At 61.8% G+C, this 17,456-nt stretch carries 14 protein-coding genes; 10 read left to right on the forward strand and 4 right to left on the reverse strand.

The window, feature by feature from the left end; genetic code table 11:
• Positions 1-55: 55 nt before the first annotated feature.
• The 10 genes from ACEN9P_RS17570 to ACEN9P_RS17615 all read left to right on the forward strand — a co-directional run bounded on the left by ACEN9P_RS17570 (position 56) and on the right by ACEN9P_RS17615 (position 14,705).
• The gene (locus ACEN9P_RS17570) at positions 56-1,369 is read left to right on the forward strand and encodes a lysine N(6)-hydroxylase/L-ornithine N(5)-oxygenase family protein (RefSeq protein WP_495619981.1); all 1,314 of its coding nucleotides are present in this window, start codon (positions 56-58) and stop codon (positions 1,367-1,369) included.
• A 17-nt stretch (positions 1,370-1,386) separates the two neighbouring features.
• Complete coding sequence (locus ACEN9P_RS17575; protein ID WP_495619982.1) at positions 1,387-2,616, forward strand: MFS transporter; 1,230 nt, start codon at positions 1,387-1,389, stop codon at positions 2,614-2,616.
• A complete protein-coding gene (locus ACEN9P_RS17580; RefSeq protein ID WP_495619983.1) occupies positions 2,606-3,220 on the forward strand; it encodes a GNAT family N-acetyltransferase in 615 nt (204 codons plus the stop codon). Before ACEN9P_RS17575 ends, ACEN9P_RS17580 begins: the two co-directional genes overlap by 11 nt.
• On the forward strand, positions 3,217-5,100 hold the full coding sequence (locus ACEN9P_RS17585; RefSeq protein WP_495619984.1) for an IucA/IucC family protein: 1,884 nt from the start codon (positions 3,217-3,219) through the stop codon (positions 5,098-5,100). Before ACEN9P_RS17580 ends, ACEN9P_RS17585 begins: the two co-directional genes overlap by 4 nt.
• Positions 5,097-5,921: a siderophore ferric iron reductase gene (locus ACEN9P_RS17590; RefSeq protein ID WP_495619985.1), complete on the forward strand. Its 825-nt coding sequence runs from the start codon at positions 5,097-5,099 to the stop codon at positions 5,919-5,921. Before ACEN9P_RS17585 ends, ACEN9P_RS17590 begins: the two co-directional genes overlap by 4 nt.
• Before the next feature lie 72 nt (positions 5,922-5,993).
• Positions 5,994-7,148: an aromatic ring-hydroxylating oxygenase subunit alpha gene (locus tag ACEN9P_RS17595; protein ID WP_495619986.1), complete on the forward strand. Its 1,155-nt coding sequence runs from the start codon at positions 5,994-5,996 to the stop codon at positions 7,146-7,148.
• 46 nt (positions 7,149-7,194) lie between these two features.
• Complete coding sequence (locus ACEN9P_RS17600; protein WP_477660630.1) at positions 7,195-7,854, forward strand: DUF1345 domain-containing protein; 660 nt, start codon at positions 7,195-7,197, stop codon at positions 7,852-7,854.
• Positions 7,855-8,377: 523 nt separating this feature from the next.
• Complete coding sequence (locus ACEN9P_RS17605) at positions 8,378-11,701, forward strand: LamG-like jellyroll fold domain-containing protein (RefSeq protein ID WP_495619987.1); 3,324 nt, start codon at positions 8,378-8,380, stop codon at positions 11,699-11,701.
• Entirely contained in the window at positions 11,698-14,376 is a 2,679-nt protein-coding gene (locus tag ACEN9P_RS17610; protein ID WP_495619988.1) for an Ig-like domain repeat protein, read from the forward strand. Before ACEN9P_RS17605 ends, ACEN9P_RS17610 begins: the two co-directional genes overlap by 4 nt.
• On the forward strand, positions 14,373-14,705 hold the full coding sequence (locus ACEN9P_RS17615) for a hypothetical protein (RefSeq protein ID WP_495619989.1): 333 nt from the start codon (positions 14,373-14,375) through the stop codon (positions 14,703-14,705). Before ACEN9P_RS17610 ends, ACEN9P_RS17615 begins: the two co-directional genes overlap by 4 nt.
• A 111-nt stretch (positions 14,706-14,816) precedes the next feature.
• Here ACEN9P_RS17615 and ACEN9P_RS17620 read toward each other — a convergent pair whose 3' ends face one another.
• From ACEN9P_RS17620 to ACEN9P_RS17635, 4 genes are read right to left on the reverse strand one after another with little or no spacing between them, the layout of a single operon-like run.
• Positions 14,817-15,191 carry a VOC family protein gene (locus tag ACEN9P_RS17620; RefSeq protein WP_495619990.1) on the reverse strand — a complete coding sequence of 125 codons (375 nt, stop codon included), beginning with the start codon at positions 15,189-15,191 and terminating at the stop codon, positions 14,817-14,819.
• A gap of 56 nt (positions 15,192-15,247) precedes the next feature.
• Positions 15,248-15,778: a DMP19 family protein gene (locus ACEN9P_RS17625; RefSeq protein ID WP_495619991.1), complete on the reverse strand. Its 531-nt coding sequence runs from the start codon at positions 15,776-15,778 to the stop codon at positions 15,248-15,250.
• A 15-nt stretch (positions 15,779-15,793) separates the two neighbouring features.
• Positions 15,794-16,201 (reverse strand): hypothetical protein, encoded by a 408-nt coding sequence (locus tag ACEN9P_RS17630; RefSeq protein WP_477660635.1) that lies wholly within the window; start codon positions 16,199-16,201, stop codon positions 15,794-15,796.
• Between the two features lie 49 nt (positions 16,202-16,250).
• On the reverse strand, positions 16,251-17,432 hold the full coding sequence (locus ACEN9P_RS17635) for a serine hydrolase domain-containing protein (RefSeq protein WP_495619992.1): 1,182 nt from the start codon (positions 17,430-17,432) through the stop codon (positions 16,251-16,253).
• Positions 17,433-17,456: the final 24 nt, after the last annotated feature.

A 17,456-nucleotide genomic window follows, 5' to 3' on the forward strand; every position in this document is an offset into this window, starting at 1 on the left:
TCGACCAACGTGGCGCGCCGCCCCGGCGTGCCAGTCCATCAGGGAGTTGAGTGCCATGAACAAGAATATCTATGACTTTGTTGCGATAGGGCTGGGGCCTTTTAACCTGAGCCTGGCCTGCCTGGCCGAGCCCATCGCCGGCCTGAACGCAGTTTTCCTGGAACGCAACGCGGAGTTCAACTGGCATCCCGGGATGCTGATCGACAACACCACGCTGCAAAACCCCTTCCTGGCCGACCTGGTCAGCCTGGCGGACCCGACGAGCCACTTCAGCTTCCTCAACTACTGCAAGGAAGAGGGGAAGATTTACTCCTACTACTTCCGCGAAAGTTTTTACCTGACGCGCGCCGAGTACAACGCCTACTGCCGCTGGGCCGCGGCGCGGCTGGGCAAGGCGCGCTTTGAGCACGAGGTGCAGGAGATCGTGCACGACGCCGAGGCCGGCTGTTATGTGGTCACCGGCGTGCAGGGGCCGCAGCGCGAGCCCTTCATCATGCGCTGCCGCAAGCTGGTGCTGGGCGTGGGCTCCAAGCCCATGTTCCCCCAGTGCTGCGCGCCGGACGGCCACCGCTACCTGCACACCGCCGACTACATCAGCCGCAAGGCCGAACTGCAGACAAAAAGCTCCATCACCATCGTCGGCAGCGGCCAGAGCGCGGCCGAGGTCTACCACGACTTGCTGAAAGAAGCCGAGGCGCACGATTACAGCCTGACCTGGATCACCCGCTCCTCGCGCTTCTTCCAGATGGAAACCACCAAGCTCACGCTGGAGATGTTCTCGCCGGACTACATCGACTATTTCTACAACCTCGACGACCGCAAGAAGGAGCGCGTCATCCGCGCGCAGGACAGCCTGTACAAGGGCGTCAATGCCAGCCTGATCAACCAGATCTACGACCTCCTGGACGACAGGCGCAAGCAGGGTCCGCTGCGCACCCACCTGATCACCAACTGCGAATTGCAGGGCTGCCGCTACGACACGGCCGAAGGCTGCTACGAGATCGAATTCCGCCAGCTCGACTGCGAGGCGCGTTATGCGCACCGCAGCGAAGGCCTGGTCTTCGCCACCGGCTACCGTGAGAACATCCCGCCCTTTGTCGACGGCATACGCCATCGGCTGCGCTGGGACGAGCAGGGGCGCTACCGGCTGGCGCGCAACTATGCCGCCGATTTCAACGGCAGCGAGATTTTTGTGCAGAACGCCGGCCAGCACACCCACGGCATGACCAACCAGGACCTGGGGATGAGCTGCTACCGCAACTCCTACATCCTGCGCGAACTGACCGGCGTCGAGCACTACAAGATAGAGCGGCGCGTTGCGATCCAGGATTTCAGCATCCCGTCCACCGCGGACTTTGTCCTGCTCTGAGGCTTGAGGCGTACAGCATGAAGCTCAGATTCCACATCATCACCATGACGGTGCTGGCCGTCATCAGCGACGCCATCCTGATTCCGTTTTACCCGCAGTTCTTCAGCGCGCGTTACGGCATAGACAGCCCCGTGCATGTAGGCGCTTACGTGGCGGCGATTTCCATCGCCGTGATGTGCACGCTACCCTTCTGGGCGCGCGTGGCGCGCCGCGTCGAGCCGCTGCACCTGTTGGTTTACACACAGTTCGCCGCCGGCACCTTCAGCCTGCTGAGCGACTGGGCGCCCACCGTGGAGATCTACTGGGTGCTGTCCATGCTGATGTTCATGTGCAAAAGCAGCTATTTGCTGATGTACCCCTACATGATGCGGCTGACCCCCAAGGAAGAGCACGCGGCCACCATAGGCATTCTCTCGGTGGTGGTGCATTTCGGCGCCATCTTCGGGGCGGTGGTGGGCGGCTTTGTGCTGCAGACCTGGGGGCCGCGCGCCAGCATTTTTGCCATGGCGGCCGGCGACTACTTCCAGATGGCGGTCTGCTTCTACCTGATACGCAGCGGCAAGATCATCCGCGTCAACAGCGGTGCCCAGGCGCTGGCCGAGGCCACCGAAGCGCGCCGCGTCGGCCTGCTGGCCCGCCTGCCCATCCTGAAGCTGGCGCTGGTGATGCTGATGTTCGACTTCAGCGCCTACCTGATACGCCCCTTCTTTGCGCTCTACTGGCAGAAGATCACCGGCAACGACAGCGAGCTGCTGTCCGGCATGGCCTTTGCCATCCCCGGTGTGGTGGCCATCGCCGCGCTGCGCCTGCATGCCTGGCTGCGCGCGCGCGGCGGCGAACTGCCCGACCACACGCTGGGCAACCTGCTGCTGGGCGCCGCCGGCCTGCTGCTGCACGCCGCGCCCGATCCGCTGCTGGTGGTGCTGGGGCGTGTGCTCTATGGCTGGGCCTTTTTCCAGATCATCGTCAAGCTGGAAGTCAACCTGTTCCGCCTGTCCACGCCCCAGCGTTATGCCCAGGACTACAGCATCACCAACTTCTTCCAGAACATGGGCGTGCTGCTGTCCTCCTTCGCGGCGGGCGCCATCGTCAATCGCTACGGCCTGCATCTGCCCTTTCTGCTGGCGGCCGGCGGCTTTGTGCTCACCGCGCTGCTGGACCGTCTGATCCTTAAAGTGCCCAGCGCCGGGCACCTGGCCGAAGGCGGCAATGCCAACCCCCTGAAGGAGCCTGTCCATGCCAATTGACATGATTGATACGCTGCACCGCCGCGCCGACGCCGAGATCCGGCCTTACCGCGACGAAGCCGGTTTTGTGTTCCGCCCGCTGCGCATACCGCAGGACATCCCCACGCTGCACCGCTGGTTCATCCAGGAGCGCGCTGCCTTCTGGCTGATGCAGGACAAGAGCGAGGCGGAGGTCCGCGAGGCCTACCAGCGCATGCTGGATTCCGGAACGGCTACGCCCTACATAGGCTGGGAGGGAGGCCGGCCGGCTTTCCTGGCCGAATGCTACGACCCCGCGCAGGACCGCATCCGGGCCTTTTACGAGGTACGCCCCGGCGACCTGGGCATGCACATCTTTATCGCGCCGCCCGAACGGCGCATCGCCGGCTATTCGCGCAGCGTGTTCCATGCGCTGATGCGCTTTATGTTCGCGCACCTGGGCGCACGGCGCATCGTCGTCGAGCCCGATGCCAGCAATCACAAGGTCCATGCCTTGAACCGGTCGGCGGGCTTTGCCTACGACCGCGATGTGGTCTTCCCCGAGAAGATCGCCAGCCTCGCCTTCTGCACACGGCGGGATTTTGAACAGGCTACGGCCGCCACCCTAGAGGAAGTCCATTCATGAACGTCACCATCGCCCATCAGACCGCGCACGACCCGGCCGGATTCGCCGCCCACCTGACGCCCGAGGCCTGGGCCCAGGCCAACCGCCTGCTGCTGCGCAAGGCCATCGCCGAATACGCCCACGAGCTCATCGTCGAACCCGAGCAGTTGCGCCCGCGTGAAGGCGGCTTCGCGCTCTACCAGTTGTTCTCGGACGACGGCGCCGCCTGCTACCAGTTCGAGGCCAGGCGCCTGGCGCTGCGCCACTGGTTTATCAAGCCCGACTCCATCCACAAATACCTCAAGGGCGCCGAGCAGCCGCTGGACGCGCTGCAGTTCATCATCGAATGCCGCCAGCGGCTGGGCATACGCGATGAGCTGCTGCCGATTTACCTCGACGAGATCAGCAGCACCTTGTTCGGCAGCGCCTACAAGCGCACGAAGGCCGATGCCCCCAGCAGCGCCCAGCTGGCCGACGCCACCGACTTCCAGACGATTGAAGTCGCCATGACCGAAGGCCACCCGGGTTTTGTCGCCAACAATGGCCGCCTGGGTTTCACCGCGGCCGACTACCAGGCCTACGCGCCCGAGGCCGGCTCGCAGATCCGCGTGATCTGGCTGGCCGTGCACAAGGACCATGCGGCTTTCTCCAGCATCTCCACGCTCAGCTATGAACAGCTGCTGGCCGAGGAACTCGGGCAGGAGACCGTGGACGGCTTTACCCGCGAGGTCGCCGCGCTGGGTGTCGACCCGGCCGACTACCACTTCATGCCGGCCCATCCCTGGCAGTGGTTCAACAAGCTGTCCATCGCCTTCGCCGGCTATGTGGCCCAGCGCAAGATCATCTGCCTGGCCTACGGCCGCGACAGCTACATCGCCCAGCAGTCCATACGCACTTTCTTCAACACCAGCGACCGCAGCAAGCGTTACGTCAAGACCTCGCTGTCCATCCTGAACATGGGCTTTATGCGCGGCCTGTCGCCGTATTACATGTCGGGCACACCGGCCATCAACGAATTCATCAAGAAGCTGGTGGATGGCGATGCCTTCCTGCGCGCCAACGGCTTCACCATCCTGCGCGAAGTCGCGTCCATAGGCTTTCGCAACCATTACTACGAGGCTGCGATACCGGTGGACACGCCGTACAAAAAAATGTTCTCGGCGCTGTGGCGCGAAAGCCCGCTGCCGCTGCTCAAGCCCGGCGAGCGCCTGATGACCATGGCCGCGCTGCTGCACGTCGACAAGGACGGCCATGCGCTGCTGCCCGAGCTGATACGCCGCTCCGGCCTCGCTACCCAAGCCTGGCTCAAGAGCTACCTGAAGGCCTACCTCACGCCGCTGCTGCACTGCTTCTACAAACACGACCTCACCTTTATGCCGCATGGCGAGAACCTGATCCTGGTGCTCGACAAGCATGTGCCGGTGCGCGCCATCATGAAAGACATCGCCGAGGAGTGCGCCATCCTCAACATCGAAGCCAAGGCGCTGCTGCCCGAGCGCGTGGACCGCCTGGCGGTCGACGTGCCCGATCACTTCAAGCTGCTCGGCATTTTCATCGACGTGTTTGACGGCGTGCTGCGCCACATCAACCAGGTTCTCGTCGAAAACGCCTGTTGCAGCGAAGACGACTTCTGGCGCGCGGTGGCCGACTGTGTCTGCGACTACGAGGAGGCCCATCCCGAGATGGCCGCCAAATTCGCGCACTACGACATGTTTGTGCCCGAGTTCCTGCATTCCTGCCTGAACCGCCTGCAGCTGGGCAACAACGTGCAGATGGTCAACCTGGCCGATCCCGCGTCCAGCCTCAAGATCGCCGGCAATCTGGTGAATCCGATTGCCGGCATGCGCCGCCGCGCCTTGGCCCGGCCTGTGGCGGAAGCCGCGGTGGAAAGCGTCGCATGAGTTTTGACATGCGGCCAGGGGACTCGGTGCACGAGGCTGCACCGATGCCGGCATGGGCCAACGCGCCCGATGCCGACCTTGCCCGCGTGTTGCAACTGGCGGCGAGCTTGGCACCCGCGCTGCGCGGCGAACAGGGCGGGGCGGCGGCGCCCGGCGCGCTGCGCTATGACGGCTCGGCCGTGGCAGCAGAACCCTTGGAGGCGCTGTGCCATCACTGGGCGCAGGCCTACCCCGAAGCCGGCGCCCACTATGTGGCGCTGCGTTGCTGGGGGCTGGCAATCTGGCAGCCGGTTTACCTCGGTGTGATCGCCGCCCACCTTGACAGCCATGTACCTCAACTTGCCGGCCTCACGCAGCCCGTGGTGGACGGATTCCCCAGCGGTTTCCAATTGCCGGCGCATGCGCCCATGAAAGCCGAGTCGCTGGCTTCGCGCATGCGGCTGGCGGCCGGGGAGTTGCGCAGCTTGTGTGATGCCACGCGCACGGCCCTCATGCCGCTGGTGGCCCTGCATGGCCGCGCCGCCGACCGGCTGCAGGCCGAGTGTGTGCTGGGCGCTCTGCTGCTGGTGCATCGCAGCAGCCCCGGTCTTTTTGAGGACGCCAAGGTCGCCGCGCTGGGAGAGGCGTGGCTGGCGCAGCTGGGCATCAGCGGGGGCTGCGGCATGTTTGCCTACCGCGCACGTGACGGGACGCCCGCGCTGGCGCTGGACCGCAAGGTCTGCTGCCATTACTTTCGCCGCCATGACGGCGAGAAATGCAGCACCTGTCCCAAGCTCCCGCTCGACAAGCGTATCGCCCGATTGCAGGCCGATCCTTTGTAGTCCGGGCCATTGATTTTGCGATGCGGCCTGCCTTTGAAGGCCGGCGCGCGTTGCCACGCCCTGGAGAATTCCATGAACGATATCGCACGCCTGGTGCATCTCATGCCGGCGGCTCCGCAGCTGCCCGTCAGCGCTTACTTCGACGAAGCCCTGTTCGCGCAAGAACAGGCCTTGATCTTCAACAAGGCCGCCCGCTACATAGGCCATGAAAAAGCCGTGCCCCAGGTCGGCGACTGGCACCGGCTCGCGCAGGAAGACGGCGGTCGCGTGCTGGTGCGCAACCCGCAGGGCGTGGAACTGCTGTCCAACGTCTGCCGGCACCGCCAGGCGCTGATCCTGGGCGGCGAGACCGGCAACGTCAGCGGGCCGGCCAACCCCAAGGGCAATCTTGCGGCGGCCGGCGGGCACATTGTCTGCCCCTTGCACCGCTGGACTTACAACAGCAGCGGCGAGCTGCTGGGCGCGCCGCAGTTCGAGCAAAAACCCTGCAAAAACCTGCAGCGCTTTCCCCTGCGCAACTGCCACGGCCTGCTGTTCGAAGGCCCGCGCGACCCGGCGCGGGACATGGCGCCGCTGTTTGAAAGGCCGGAATTCGATTTTTCGGACTATGTGCTGGCCCACGTCGAGGTGCACCCCTGCCACTACAACTGGAAGACTTTTATCGAGGTCTACCTGGAGGACTACCACGTCGCGCCCTTCCACCCAGGCCTGGGCAGCTTTGTGAGTTGCGACCAGCTGAGCTGGGACTTTGCCGACTGGTACAGCATGCAGCGCGTCGGCGTGCACGAGTCCTTGAGCACGCCCGGCTCCGACATCTACAGCACATGGCATGAGCGCCTGCTGCAATACCGCACCGGCACGCCGCCCGATTTCGGCGCGGTCTGGGTCACCTACTTTCCCACCCACATGATCGAGCTCTACCCGCATGTGCTGGTGCTGTCCACGCTCTACCCCAAAGGGCCGCAGGAGACGGTCAACGTGGTCGAGTTTTATTACCCCGAAGAGATCGCCGCCTTCGAGCCGGAATTCATGGAAGCGCATCGCGCCGCCTACATGGAAACCGCCAGGGAAGACGATGAGATCGGCGAGCGCATGGACGCGGGCCGGCGCGCGCTGCTGGCGCGCGGCGTCTCGGACACCGGGCCCTACCAGTCGCCGCTGGAAGACGGCATGCGGCATTTCCACGAGTGGTACCGACGCACCATGGGGGCAGACTGCCCGGCTTGACGCCGCGGGCTTGAAGCCGGAGGGCTGCCGGCCCCACAATGCAGCCATGCGCAAACATTTCTCCGAAACCACGGGCCCGCAGCGGCTCACCCTGGGCCTGGTGACCGGATTGATCGTGGCGGCATTGCCGCTGCCCCTGGGCTGGCAGTTCTGCGGCCTGCTGGGCTGGTGCGCCGGCGTCAGCGTTTACCTGGGCCTGGCCTGGTGGCTGTGCGTGCGCTTTGACGCCCAACGCACACGCGAACGCGCACAGGCGCAGGACGAGCCCAGCGTCGTGCTGTTCTTGCTGATGCTGCTGGCCACCATGGCCTGCGTCGCGGCCATCACGCTCGTGATGCAGCAGGCCAAAAACCTCTCGGGCATGGAGCGCACTTTCCAGATCGTGCTCTCCGTCGCGGCGCTGGCCGCCTCCTGGCTGTTCATGCAAACGATTTACGCGTTTCGTTATGCGCACCGCTATTACCAGGAAGAAAAGCTCAAGGAGCCCGACGGCCCCGGCCTGCAGTTCCCCGGCGGGCTGGACCCGGATTACTTCGACTTCCTGTACTACGCCCACGTGGTTGGCATGACCTCGCAGGTCTCCGACGTGCAGGTCACCTCGCGCGAGATGCGCCGGCTCACGCTGGTGCACAGCGTGCTGTCCTTTGGCTTCAATATGCTGATCCTGGCGCTCAGCATCAATGTGGTGGCGGGGGCGTTGCAGTAAAGCTGCCGCGAGACACCTGGTCGTTTACGGGCGGTCAGGTTTTGCTGCACCTTCGCTTGCCCCTCTCCGTCCGTCTCTCCAATCCGGGTCGGGTTGCCGCCAACCGAGGTGAAGCGTCAAGAGCTCTACGGCGCTAGATGTGTACGCCATTCGGATTACTTTCCGCGCGATCTTGTGCCGGTCGACATTTACCAGAAGCACGTGAAATTGATAAGAGCGAAATCTAGCGGCGAAGAATTTCGTTGTCTATACGCACACTTAGGATTTTTTACTGCAGATGGAGGATGACAGGTGCGATGCCGGTCACTAGACTTCGGGCTCATTTGCGCGGGTGGCGCGCGACAACAAAAAATCAGCGAGGGATTCCGTGGGATTTTTTCAATGGCTTGCGCCGGGTGCGGTGCGGGTGGGGTGTTTGCGGCTGTGTGATATGGCCGGTCGTCAGCCGCTGCTCTCTGTTGGTGACAGCAAGACTGTCCGTCCAATTTCTCTCGTGCGAAGTATCAAAAAAGAAAAGGCAAGCATGAAACCGCACATACTGATTCTCCTGATCGTGTCACGCGCCGTGGCCGCGCTCACCCTATTGATGGGCGTAAGCGCTCAGGCATCATTTCCCGCCACATCTGACCCCAACGTCTGCACTGTTGCGCCATGCTTTACCTACAGGTACACCTACGTCGCTTATGACAATACGCCGTTGACGACGGGCGAACACCCTACGAGGCTAGCTGCCTGTGTGGCCGCTGCCGCTATGTTTACCATCAGTAATTCACATTCGCCGTTTGTTCAGGGGTATACACAGCGTAACCCGCGTCTTGTTGGTGATGACTGTCTTGATGACGGCTATGACGCTCAAGGTGTCTTCATTATGATCAATCATCGCGGGGCTGGCACACAAACAGCCGTCGCTCCGTCGGCCCCTGTCTATAGGTGTCCCGACCCTGTCACGGCAACAGTGTCCGGCTCCACCTGCACCTGCAAAACCGGCTATCTGGAAAATGCCGCAAAAAAGGACTGCACCCCAGGCGGCGTAGGCGGCACGGTGGTGAACGTTCTGAACACCTCCAAGCCTCCTCTTGTGTGCAGTGCCGACCTCAAGGTGGGTAAACCTATTTCGCCCTTGGTGGGAGCGGAAACCTATACCGTGCAGACAGGCGTGTCGCTGGGCGGCCAGCCTCTCGTTCTGACTTACGACAACCGCAAGGTGTTTACCGCGGCGTCAGCCGGCCTCACACCGATGACTTTGGGCAGCGTGCCCGCGCTGGGCGGTTTATGGGAAAGCAGCCTGCATCGCAACATCAAGCTCGGTACCGGCGGCTTTGGCGCCCAGTTGTTCCGCGGGAACGGCCGGGTGGTAAACTTCAACTTCAACCCCCAGACCAATGTGTTTGACGCCACGGCCGACGTCAGCGACAAACTGCAGGTCATCCCGGGCGGTTACCGCTACACCCAGGTGGCCGCACGGACCTTTGAAGAGTACAACGCCGCCGGCCAGCTAGTCTCGATGGCTGATGCAGCCGGAAACACCTGGAGCTTTCGCTACAGCCTGGCCGCTGGCCCAGGCGCTCCCGCTGCCGGCTATCTGCTGGAGGTGACGGACAACACCTTGCGCAGCATTAAATTTGAATACACCCTTCCGGCCGGTGGCGCGGCAGCCACCGACGGGTTGCTGTCAAGGATTGTCGACACCACGGGCCGCAACATCACCGCCGCCTACACGGGCGGCAACCTGGTTTCACTGAACTGGCAGGACGGCAAGACGCGCCGGTTGCTCTACGAGAACACCAGTTTGACCTGGGCGCTGACCGGCGTGATGGACGAGAACAACGCCCGTTATGCGACCTTTGCTTATGACAACCAGGGCCGTGCCATCTCCACCGAGATCGGCGCCGGGGTGAACAAATACACGGCCAGCTACGGCACGCCGCCCCAAACCGCGATGACGCAGACCTATGACCCGGTCACCCAGATCACTACCCGCGTGCATGACTGGGTGGCGCCCTCGGGCGTGGTGCTAACTTTGCCGAACGGGCAGACCAGCAGCGTCACTTCCTCCACTGTGCAGGGCATGCCTGCCCTGGGCGGCATGAGCCAGCCTGCTGGCTCGGGCTGCGCGGCATCCAGCAACGCCCTGAGCTACGACGCCAACGGCAACCTGGCCAGCCAGGACGACTTCAGCGGCCAGCGCAGTTGCTTTGCTTATGACGCAAGCAATCGGGAGATCGTGCGGGTCGAGGGACTGGCAAATACCGTGGCTTGCGGCAGCGTCCTTCCCGGCGGGTCAACCCTGCCCACCGGAAGCAGAAAGATTGAAACGAACTGGCATGCGAACTGGCAACTGCCCGTCAAGGTGAGCGAGCCTTTGCTGCGCACCACCACGGTGTACCACGGCCAGCCCGATCCGTTTAATGGCAACGTAGTCGCCAACTGCACCACCGCGGCTGCTTTGCCCAGTGGCCAAGCTATGCCCTTGGTGTGCAAGCACGTCGTGCAAGCGACCGCGGATGCCGATGGTGCGCTAGGCCTTGCCGCCGCCATCGATACCAGCGTGGCTGCGCGCATCTCCAGCTTTAGCTATGACGCCATGGGCCGGGTGCTCTCCAGCACCGATCCGATGAACCGTGTGACCACCTATGTTTACTACAGCACATCAGCGGGCTTTTCTGATCCCAACGCCAGTTCAGATCCGTCTTTTGCTTCAGTGAGTCTTCTTCTACATGGCGATGGTGCCAATGGGTCGGCCACTATTGCCGACAGCAGCCCGAATCCCAAAACCGTGACGGTGGTGGGCGGTGCGAGCATAGGGACCGCGCAGAGCAAATTCGGCGGCTCTTCGCTGTTCTTTGACGGCATTGATGCGTCCAATACCTCGCTCACGCTGGCCGACAGCCCGGAGTTTCATTTCCCCGGGGCTTACACCGTAGAGTTCTGGGTACGGCCGTCAAGCTTCAAGGCCATCAATACTTGGTTGTTCGGACAAATCCTTCAGACCGGACTCGCGCCGGTCCGGATTGATATCGCGTCATCTACCGGACTCATCAACGTTCTTGGTTCGTTGGACAACACGAACTGGCTGTTCACCACCGGTTTTACGAGCACGACGGCCTTGCAGATCGGCACCTGGAGCCATGTGGCGCTGGCGGACGACGGTACCAATGCAAGACTCTTCGTTAACGGTGTGCTGCAGGCCACGCGTGCAACTTGGCTCAAGGCGGATTCAGCCACTGCGCTCCGCATTGGCGGGGGCTATGCATCAGGCGATCGCGAGTTCGATGGCTATTTGGACGATGTTCGTGTCACCAAGGGCGTGGCCCGTTACACAGCCAGTTTCACGCCGCCCACGAAGGCCTTCCCCAACGTCGCTTCCGTCGTCGTCGACCCCAACGAAGTGGGCCACAGTGCGGGCGACCTGCAGACCATCACCAATCCGGCGGGCCACGTGACCCAGTTCACGCTGTATGACAGGGCAGGGCGCGTGCGCCAGATGACCGATCCCAAGGGAGTCGTAACCAATATTACTTACACGCCAAGAGGCTGGATAAACAGTGTGGCAGCCACCCCGCCAGGCGGTACGGCCAGAACGACCACGTACACCTATGACAACGCCGGCCAACTGACGGGTGCGACCCTGCCCGACGGCACAACCCTGGGCTATAGCTACGACGCGGCCCACCGCCTGACCGGTGTGACCGACGCCAAAGGCAACACCGTCACCTACACCCTGGACAACGTGGGCAACAAGATCGGCGAGCAGGTCAAGGACTCGTCCAACAACCTGCAAAGAAATATCACCCGCGTCTATGACGCCTTGAACCGCGTCCAGCAAGTTACGGGAGCGAGCAATTGAAAACACAACAAACAAAGCGCATCGATAAAACCTTCACTGCATGGTTGGCCGGCCTCGCCTTGCTGGCGGCCATGGCACCTGCCTGGGCCGCGACACCGACCACAACCAGCTTGAGCAGCAGCGCCGGCACCGCGCCGGCAGGCCAGAGTATCACGCTGACTGCAACGGTCACAGGTGCCAGCCCGACGGGTAGTGTCACCTTCAAGGATGGCGGCACCACGGTGGGCAGCAGCGCCTTGAGCGGTGGTGTGGCAACACTCGCCACCAATTCCCTGACCCTGGGCAGCCATACCCTGAGCGCCGAGTACGCGGGCGACACCAACAACGACCCTTCGACTTCAGTGGCGGTCGTGGTCGCCATCAACACCGGCACCCTGACCTGGCAGTACGGCTACGACGCCATGGGCAGGCCTACCACGGTGCTGGACCCCAACGGCCTGGCCAGCTACACCTACTACGACAGCCTGGGCCGCCCCATCCAGACCCAGCAGCCGGCCAATATCGGCAGCGCCACCCCGACCACCACCGGCTTTGCCTACAACGCCGCCGACGGCCTGACCCAGGTCACCGACCCGCGCAACCTGGCCACGACCTACAGCCCCAACGGCCTCGGTGATGTCACAGCCCAGACCAGCCCGGACACCGGCGCCAGCCAGCACACCTATGACGCCAAAGGCAATGTGCTGAGCAAAACCGATGCCCGCAGCAAGTTGACCCAGTACACCTACGACAACCTGGACCGTCTTAAAACCATCAGCTATGCCACGGGCACGGGAACGACCTTTGAATACGACGGCGGAGCCACCCCGACACCAGCGACGGTAGGCGAACTTACCAAAATCACCGATGCCAGCGGCCAGGTGACTTACAGCTACGACAGCATGGGTCGCAAGACCGGCAAGACCCAGGTCACGGGGGCAAGGACGTTTACCGTTGGCTATACCTGGGGTGACAGCGGAAGTGCCTTGGACAAGCTGACCGGGATCACCTATCCGAGTGGAACCCGGGTTAACTACAGCTATGACGCGCAAGGTGTGGTTTCGGGCATCACGGTCAACCCGCCGAACAGCAACGGTGTGGGCACCAACACCGGATCCACTCTTCCGCTGCTGAATGCCATCACCACCAATGCAGAAGGCAAGATGACCGGCTGGACCTGGGCCAGCACCAAAACGCAGGCCATCAGCTATGACGCCAATGGGCAGATCAGTGCTTACAACCTGGGTGACCCGACAGCAACCGGTATCCGCCGCACCGTTCTTCGTGACGCCGCGGGGCGCATTACGGGTTATACCCACGTCAGCAATGGAAGCCCTGTTCCCGCGCTGGACCAAAGCTTTGGGTATGACAACCTGAACCGCCTGATCAGTGCCACCCTGGGCGCTACGGCGATCCAGTACAGCTATGACGCCACGGGCAACCGGACTGCCAAGGTCATTAGCGGAATGAACTACCCCAACACCATTTCCGCCACCAGCAACAAGCTGACCCAGACGCAGGACGTGGGGGGCACGGCCACTGTCGTGCACGATGCGGCCGGCAATATCACGAGTGACGGGACTAATACTTATACCTATAGCGACCGGGGACGCATGGCCACGATGGCGAATGCCGGTGGTACCGTCACTTATAGCTATAACGCGTTGGAGATGCGGGTTGGCAAGACTGGGCCGACGGCGCTGGTGCCGACAGGGGCTAGCTACTACGTCTATGACGAAGAAGGCAAGCTGCTGGGTGAATACGATGCCAGCGGAATTCCGGTTTACGAGACCATTTACTTGAGTGGCCCGGTAGGGGTGATCAAGCAGACGGGCACAGCCGGCGCCAGCAACATCGCAATCAACCTGTACAACGTTTCCACGGACCAGCTTGGTGCCCCGCGGATCATTACCCGCCAGAGCGATGAAGCGATTGCCTGGCGCTGGGATTCGGCTGAAGCCTTTGGAGCTACAGCGCCGGACCAGAACCCGACTAGCTTGGGAGTTTTCAACTTTAACCAGCGCCTGCCTGGCCAGGTGTTTGATGCTGAGAGCGGCCTGTTCCAGAACTGGAATCGGGAGTACCACCCGCGGATTGGCCGCTACATGCAGTCTGATCCGATTGGGCTTGAGGGCGGAATCAATTCATTTGCTTATGTGGAAGGGGATCCTCTGAGCAATACGGATGAAACCGGTGAGTTTGCTAATTTCGCAATTGGCGCCGTGACGGGCGTCATCACAGGCTACGCAATTGCAAAACTTTCCGATGATGAATGCTACGGCGTGCGGGATGCATTGCAAGATGCCGCGCTAGGCGCGGTCGGTGCTGGCGTTGTTAGTAAACTAAATAAACTCTATCGGATTGCAAAGTTGCGAAGTATCGCAAACTCTAGGGGGCTTGAAAATGTTGGACAAAAGGGTTACACGGAAACTTGGAAGAATGGAAAAAACACATTGGAAAAGCTAGACATCAAGCACGAAGCAGGCAAGAGTGCTGAGTTGCAAGCTGGAAGCAAGGTCCCCAGGTTCTCGTATCGCATAGATGCTGGAAAATTTTGGAACCCCTTTACTAATGAAGTGGGCCCTAAGGGCGCGCTCTCACATATTCCTCTGGAGCCAGTTATCCCACTTGCAGCTGCTGCTTCGGGTGCGGTGGCCGGTGGCGTAACCCAAGCGGCTTGTGGATGCGGAAAATGAATAAACAACCAAGCGGTCTGATACAGGTTTTGCTTGATCCAGAAGCGGAATTTGGCGATCGACATGATGCTGCTATGGATTTGGCGGCGTTTGATGACGAGATTGTTGAGCAAGCACTGGCACGTATTGCGTGTGATGAGAACTCAGATGATGATCTTGCGGACTCGTGCGGTGAGTCATTGGCGGAGATATGGTGCCGCAAAAGCCTCGTAAATCAACAAGTGCTGATGGAGCTAATTCCCGTAAGCTTGCGGATAGCTTTAGCTACGCTTCAATCATGCTCTCCTGAGCTTGCAGCGCAGGCGGAAGCGGCGCTGCGAATGAAGTAGAAAGATTAACTACTTTTTAGTATGTTGAATTGCTGAAGTCTGACCCGGATTTGGAGTGAACCCCTCGGGCTGGGCAAGGTAGGCGCTGCCACGCTAATTTCAATGAAAGGCTCAGATATCGGGCTCGTGGCAAACCACCTCGATGTTGTGCCCGTCAGGGTCAATGACAAAAGCCGCATAGTAGTTCGCGTGGTAGTGGGGGCGCAGGCCGGGTGCGCCATTGTCCTTACCGCCTGCCTCCAGCGCCGCGCGATAGAAATCCTCGACCTGCCGGCGATTGCTGGCGATAAACGCGAGGTGAAGATGCGCCGGTTTCTCCTCGGTCTGGAACAGGCACAAAGAAGCCTTGGCCTTTGAGCTCAGCTCAACGCCATAGGCCGGCGGCCCCTCTGAGACAACCGCCACGCCGAGTGGCTCAAGTGCCTTGAGGAAGAAGGCCTTGCTCGCCGCATAGTCGCTGACGCCGAATTTGACATGGTCAAACATGGGTTCTCCTGAGGTGTAGGGGCCTGAGCGAAGCCTGGTGTTGCCCGATGGGTGGTTCAGGGCTGATGCGTTTCCTGCCAAAGCTGCGGATTACTGCGAAAGAAGCGCAGCAGCTCCTCGAACTTGGCTTCATCATCCGCATACGGATTCGGAACCGACTTGTATGCTCGCTCGGCAGCCTCTTCATCGGCAGGTGCTTTCCGAACCGATACCAATGCCTTGGCAAGGGCTTGCGCTTCGGAATGCATGCCGATCCGCTCATAGGCGTCCACCGCGCGTTGAAGAAGATCCTCGCCCGCGTTGGTCAGTGCGGTCCAGCCGTTGAACTCATAGTCGTCTTCCAGCCAGAAGATCGGAAATGCAAGTTGAAAGGCGACAGGCCATTCGGCAATCCTGCCCTGCGCCTCTTCGCTGATATGCAGGGGCATATAGCCAAGGATTTCCAGGAACAGCTCGTCGTCGGCGACCGTCCAGAAGTCGAGGGGGATGGGATCGCTGTGGGCGCGGTCCGGGTAGAAGCGGTGCATATAGTCCTGCAGGGCGCGCAGGGACGGCTCAAGCACGGACGGCGGCGCGTAGGGCGGCATTGGTGGGCCCTGGCCTTACATCACCAGGCAAAAATGGAACTGGTCCGCCTCCTGCTCGGCCTCGGATACCTTGGCCAGGCAGTCTTCCAGTTCCTCGATGAGTTCGGGGCGCAGCTTTTCCTTGATGCCTTTGACTTCGCCTGATTTCAAACGCTCGATGATTTTGGTGAGCGAGGGCAAGGCATCGGCGGGCGCAAACCACTTTTCGTTTTCGGCAATCCACGATTCGGGGAGATCGTCCTCGGAAAAGTTGTACTGCATGTCGGTGGTGTCGATGAAGTCCGACAGCGCACGCACACCCAGGCTTTTGGCGAGTTCATCGAGTGCTTCAGAAGCCTTGCAAAACAGCGAGTGGTCGTAGTCGTCGCCTGAATCATCGGTGCCGACCCTGGACTTTCTGCGGACCCAAATTGTGTCGCTCATGCTTTCCTCCGTAGTGTGGGGCTGTCAAACCACGCCAATATATCCCGATCTACTTCGCCGGGCTCACATAACGCGCATAGAGGTTGCCGGCCAGCTTCTGCATCACATCGTCGGTATTCGGCGTCGCCACATTGGCCATGACGACGATGGCCGCGTCGCGTTCGGTGTCCACCCAGATATAGGCCTTGTTCATATTGTTGGAGCCGCCATGGAAAGCGACGGGGTAGGGCGTCCAGGCCATTTGGGTGGAGCCCCAGCCCAGCGCGTACTGCGCCGCGCCCGACACCGTGGTGGAGGCGGTCGAGGCGGCCGACATGGAGACCACGGGCGTCACGAGTTTTTTCATGGTTTCGGGCTTGACCAGGAAGGGCGCGCGTTTGCCTTGCCCCGCCATCCAGCTGCCCCACTGCACAAAATCCAGCACCGACATGTGGGCGGTGCCGGCCGGGCTGATGACCAGCGGGTTGTCGGCTTCGGGGCCGCCGATCATGGCCTTGAGCTTGCCGTCGACCACGGCATGGCCCAGCGGCGCGTCTATGCGGCCCAGCGTGGCTTGCGGGCCTATGCCGGCGCTCGTGAGCTTGAGCGGCGTGAACACGCGCTCCGTGATCAGCTCTTCCCAGGATTTTTCGCCCACACGCTCAATCATGGCGCCGGCCAGGGTGTAGCCGAGGTTGGAATAGGCAAAGGACGCGCCGGGCTCCCGGGCCAGTGGTTTGGTGACGGTCTGCTGGACCATCCAGTAGCGCTGGTCGTTGAGGTTACCCGGCTGGAACACCACCTTGGCCAGCAGCGCGTCAAAGTCCGCGTTGTCCGAAGGCAGGCCGCTGGTGTGCGACAGCAGCTGGGTCAGCGTGACGCGTTTGACACCGGCATCCATGCCGGCGGCGAGTTCGGGAAAGACCTGCTCAAACGTGCTGTCCCAGCGCAGCTTGCCGGCCTCCACCATCATGGCGGCCAGCAGGGAGGTCATGGCCTTGGTGTCCGAACCTATATGAAAACGGTCCTGGTGCGTGACGGGGATGGTGGTGCCTACACGGCGCGTGCCGCCTGTGCCCACGGCCATGAGCTGGCCCTTGCTGACCACCGCGGCGGCCAGTGCGGGAAAGCCGGCTTCCTTGGCTTGCGCGCTGACCATCGCATCGAGCGAGTCCTGGGCTTGTGCGCTGCCCAGGCAGGCCAGCAGGCAGAGGCCCGTGAGCAGGGCACGCAGGCCTGTTGTTGAAGCCATGGAAGTGGTAGCGCGTCCGGTCTG

This window comes from Polaromonas sp. Polasp52, assembly GCF_059491565.1.

Coding starts and splice junctions, on each gene's coding strand:
- ACEN9P_RS17570 (WP_495619981.1), top strand. CDS start 56: ATGAACAAGAATATCTATGACTTTGTTGCGATAGGGCTGGGGCCTTTT.
- ACEN9P_RS17575 (WP_495619982.1), top strand. CDS start 1,387: ATGAAGCTCAGATTCCACATCATCACCATGACGGTGCTGGCCGTCATC.
- ACEN9P_RS17580 (WP_495619983.1), top strand. CDS start 2,606: ATGCCAATTGACATGATTGATACGCTGCACCGCCGCGCCGACGCCGAG.
- ACEN9P_RS17585 (WP_495619984.1), top strand. CDS start 3,217: ATGAACGTCACCATCGCCCATCAGACCGCGCACGACCCGGCCGGATTC.
- ACEN9P_RS17590 (WP_495619985.1), top strand. CDS start 5,097: ATGAGTTTTGACATGCGGCCAGGGGACTCGGTGCACGAGGCTGCACCG.
- ACEN9P_RS17595 (WP_495619986.1), top strand. CDS start 5,994: ATGAACGATATCGCACGCCTGGTGCATCTCATGCCGGCGGCTCCGCAG.
- ACEN9P_RS17600 (WP_477660630.1), top strand. CDS start 7,195: ATGCGCAAACATTTCTCCGAAACCACGGGCCCGCAGCGGCTCACCCTG.
- ACEN9P_RS17605 (WP_495619987.1), top strand. CDS start 8,378: ATGAAACCGCACATACTGATTCTCCTGATCGTGTCACGCGCCGTGGCC.
- ACEN9P_RS17615 (WP_495619989.1), top strand. CDS start 14,373: ATGAATAAACAACCAAGCGGTCTGATACAGGTTTTGCTTGATCCAGAA.
- ACEN9P_RS17620 (WP_495619990.1), bottom strand. CDS start 15,191: ATGTTTGACCATGTCAAATTCGGCGTCAGCGACTATGCGGCGAGCAAG.
- ACEN9P_RS17625 (WP_495619991.1), bottom strand. CDS start 15,778: ATGCCGCCCTACGCGCCGCCGTCCGTGCTTGAGCCGTCCCTGCGCGCC.
- ACEN9P_RS17630 (WP_477660635.1), bottom strand. CDS start 16,201: ATGAGCGACACAATTTGGGTCCGCAGAAAGTCCAGGGTCGGCACCGAT.
- ACEN9P_RS17635 (WP_495619992.1), bottom strand. CDS start 17,432: ATGGCTTCAACAACAGGCCTGCGTGCCCTGCTCACGGGCCTCTGCCTG.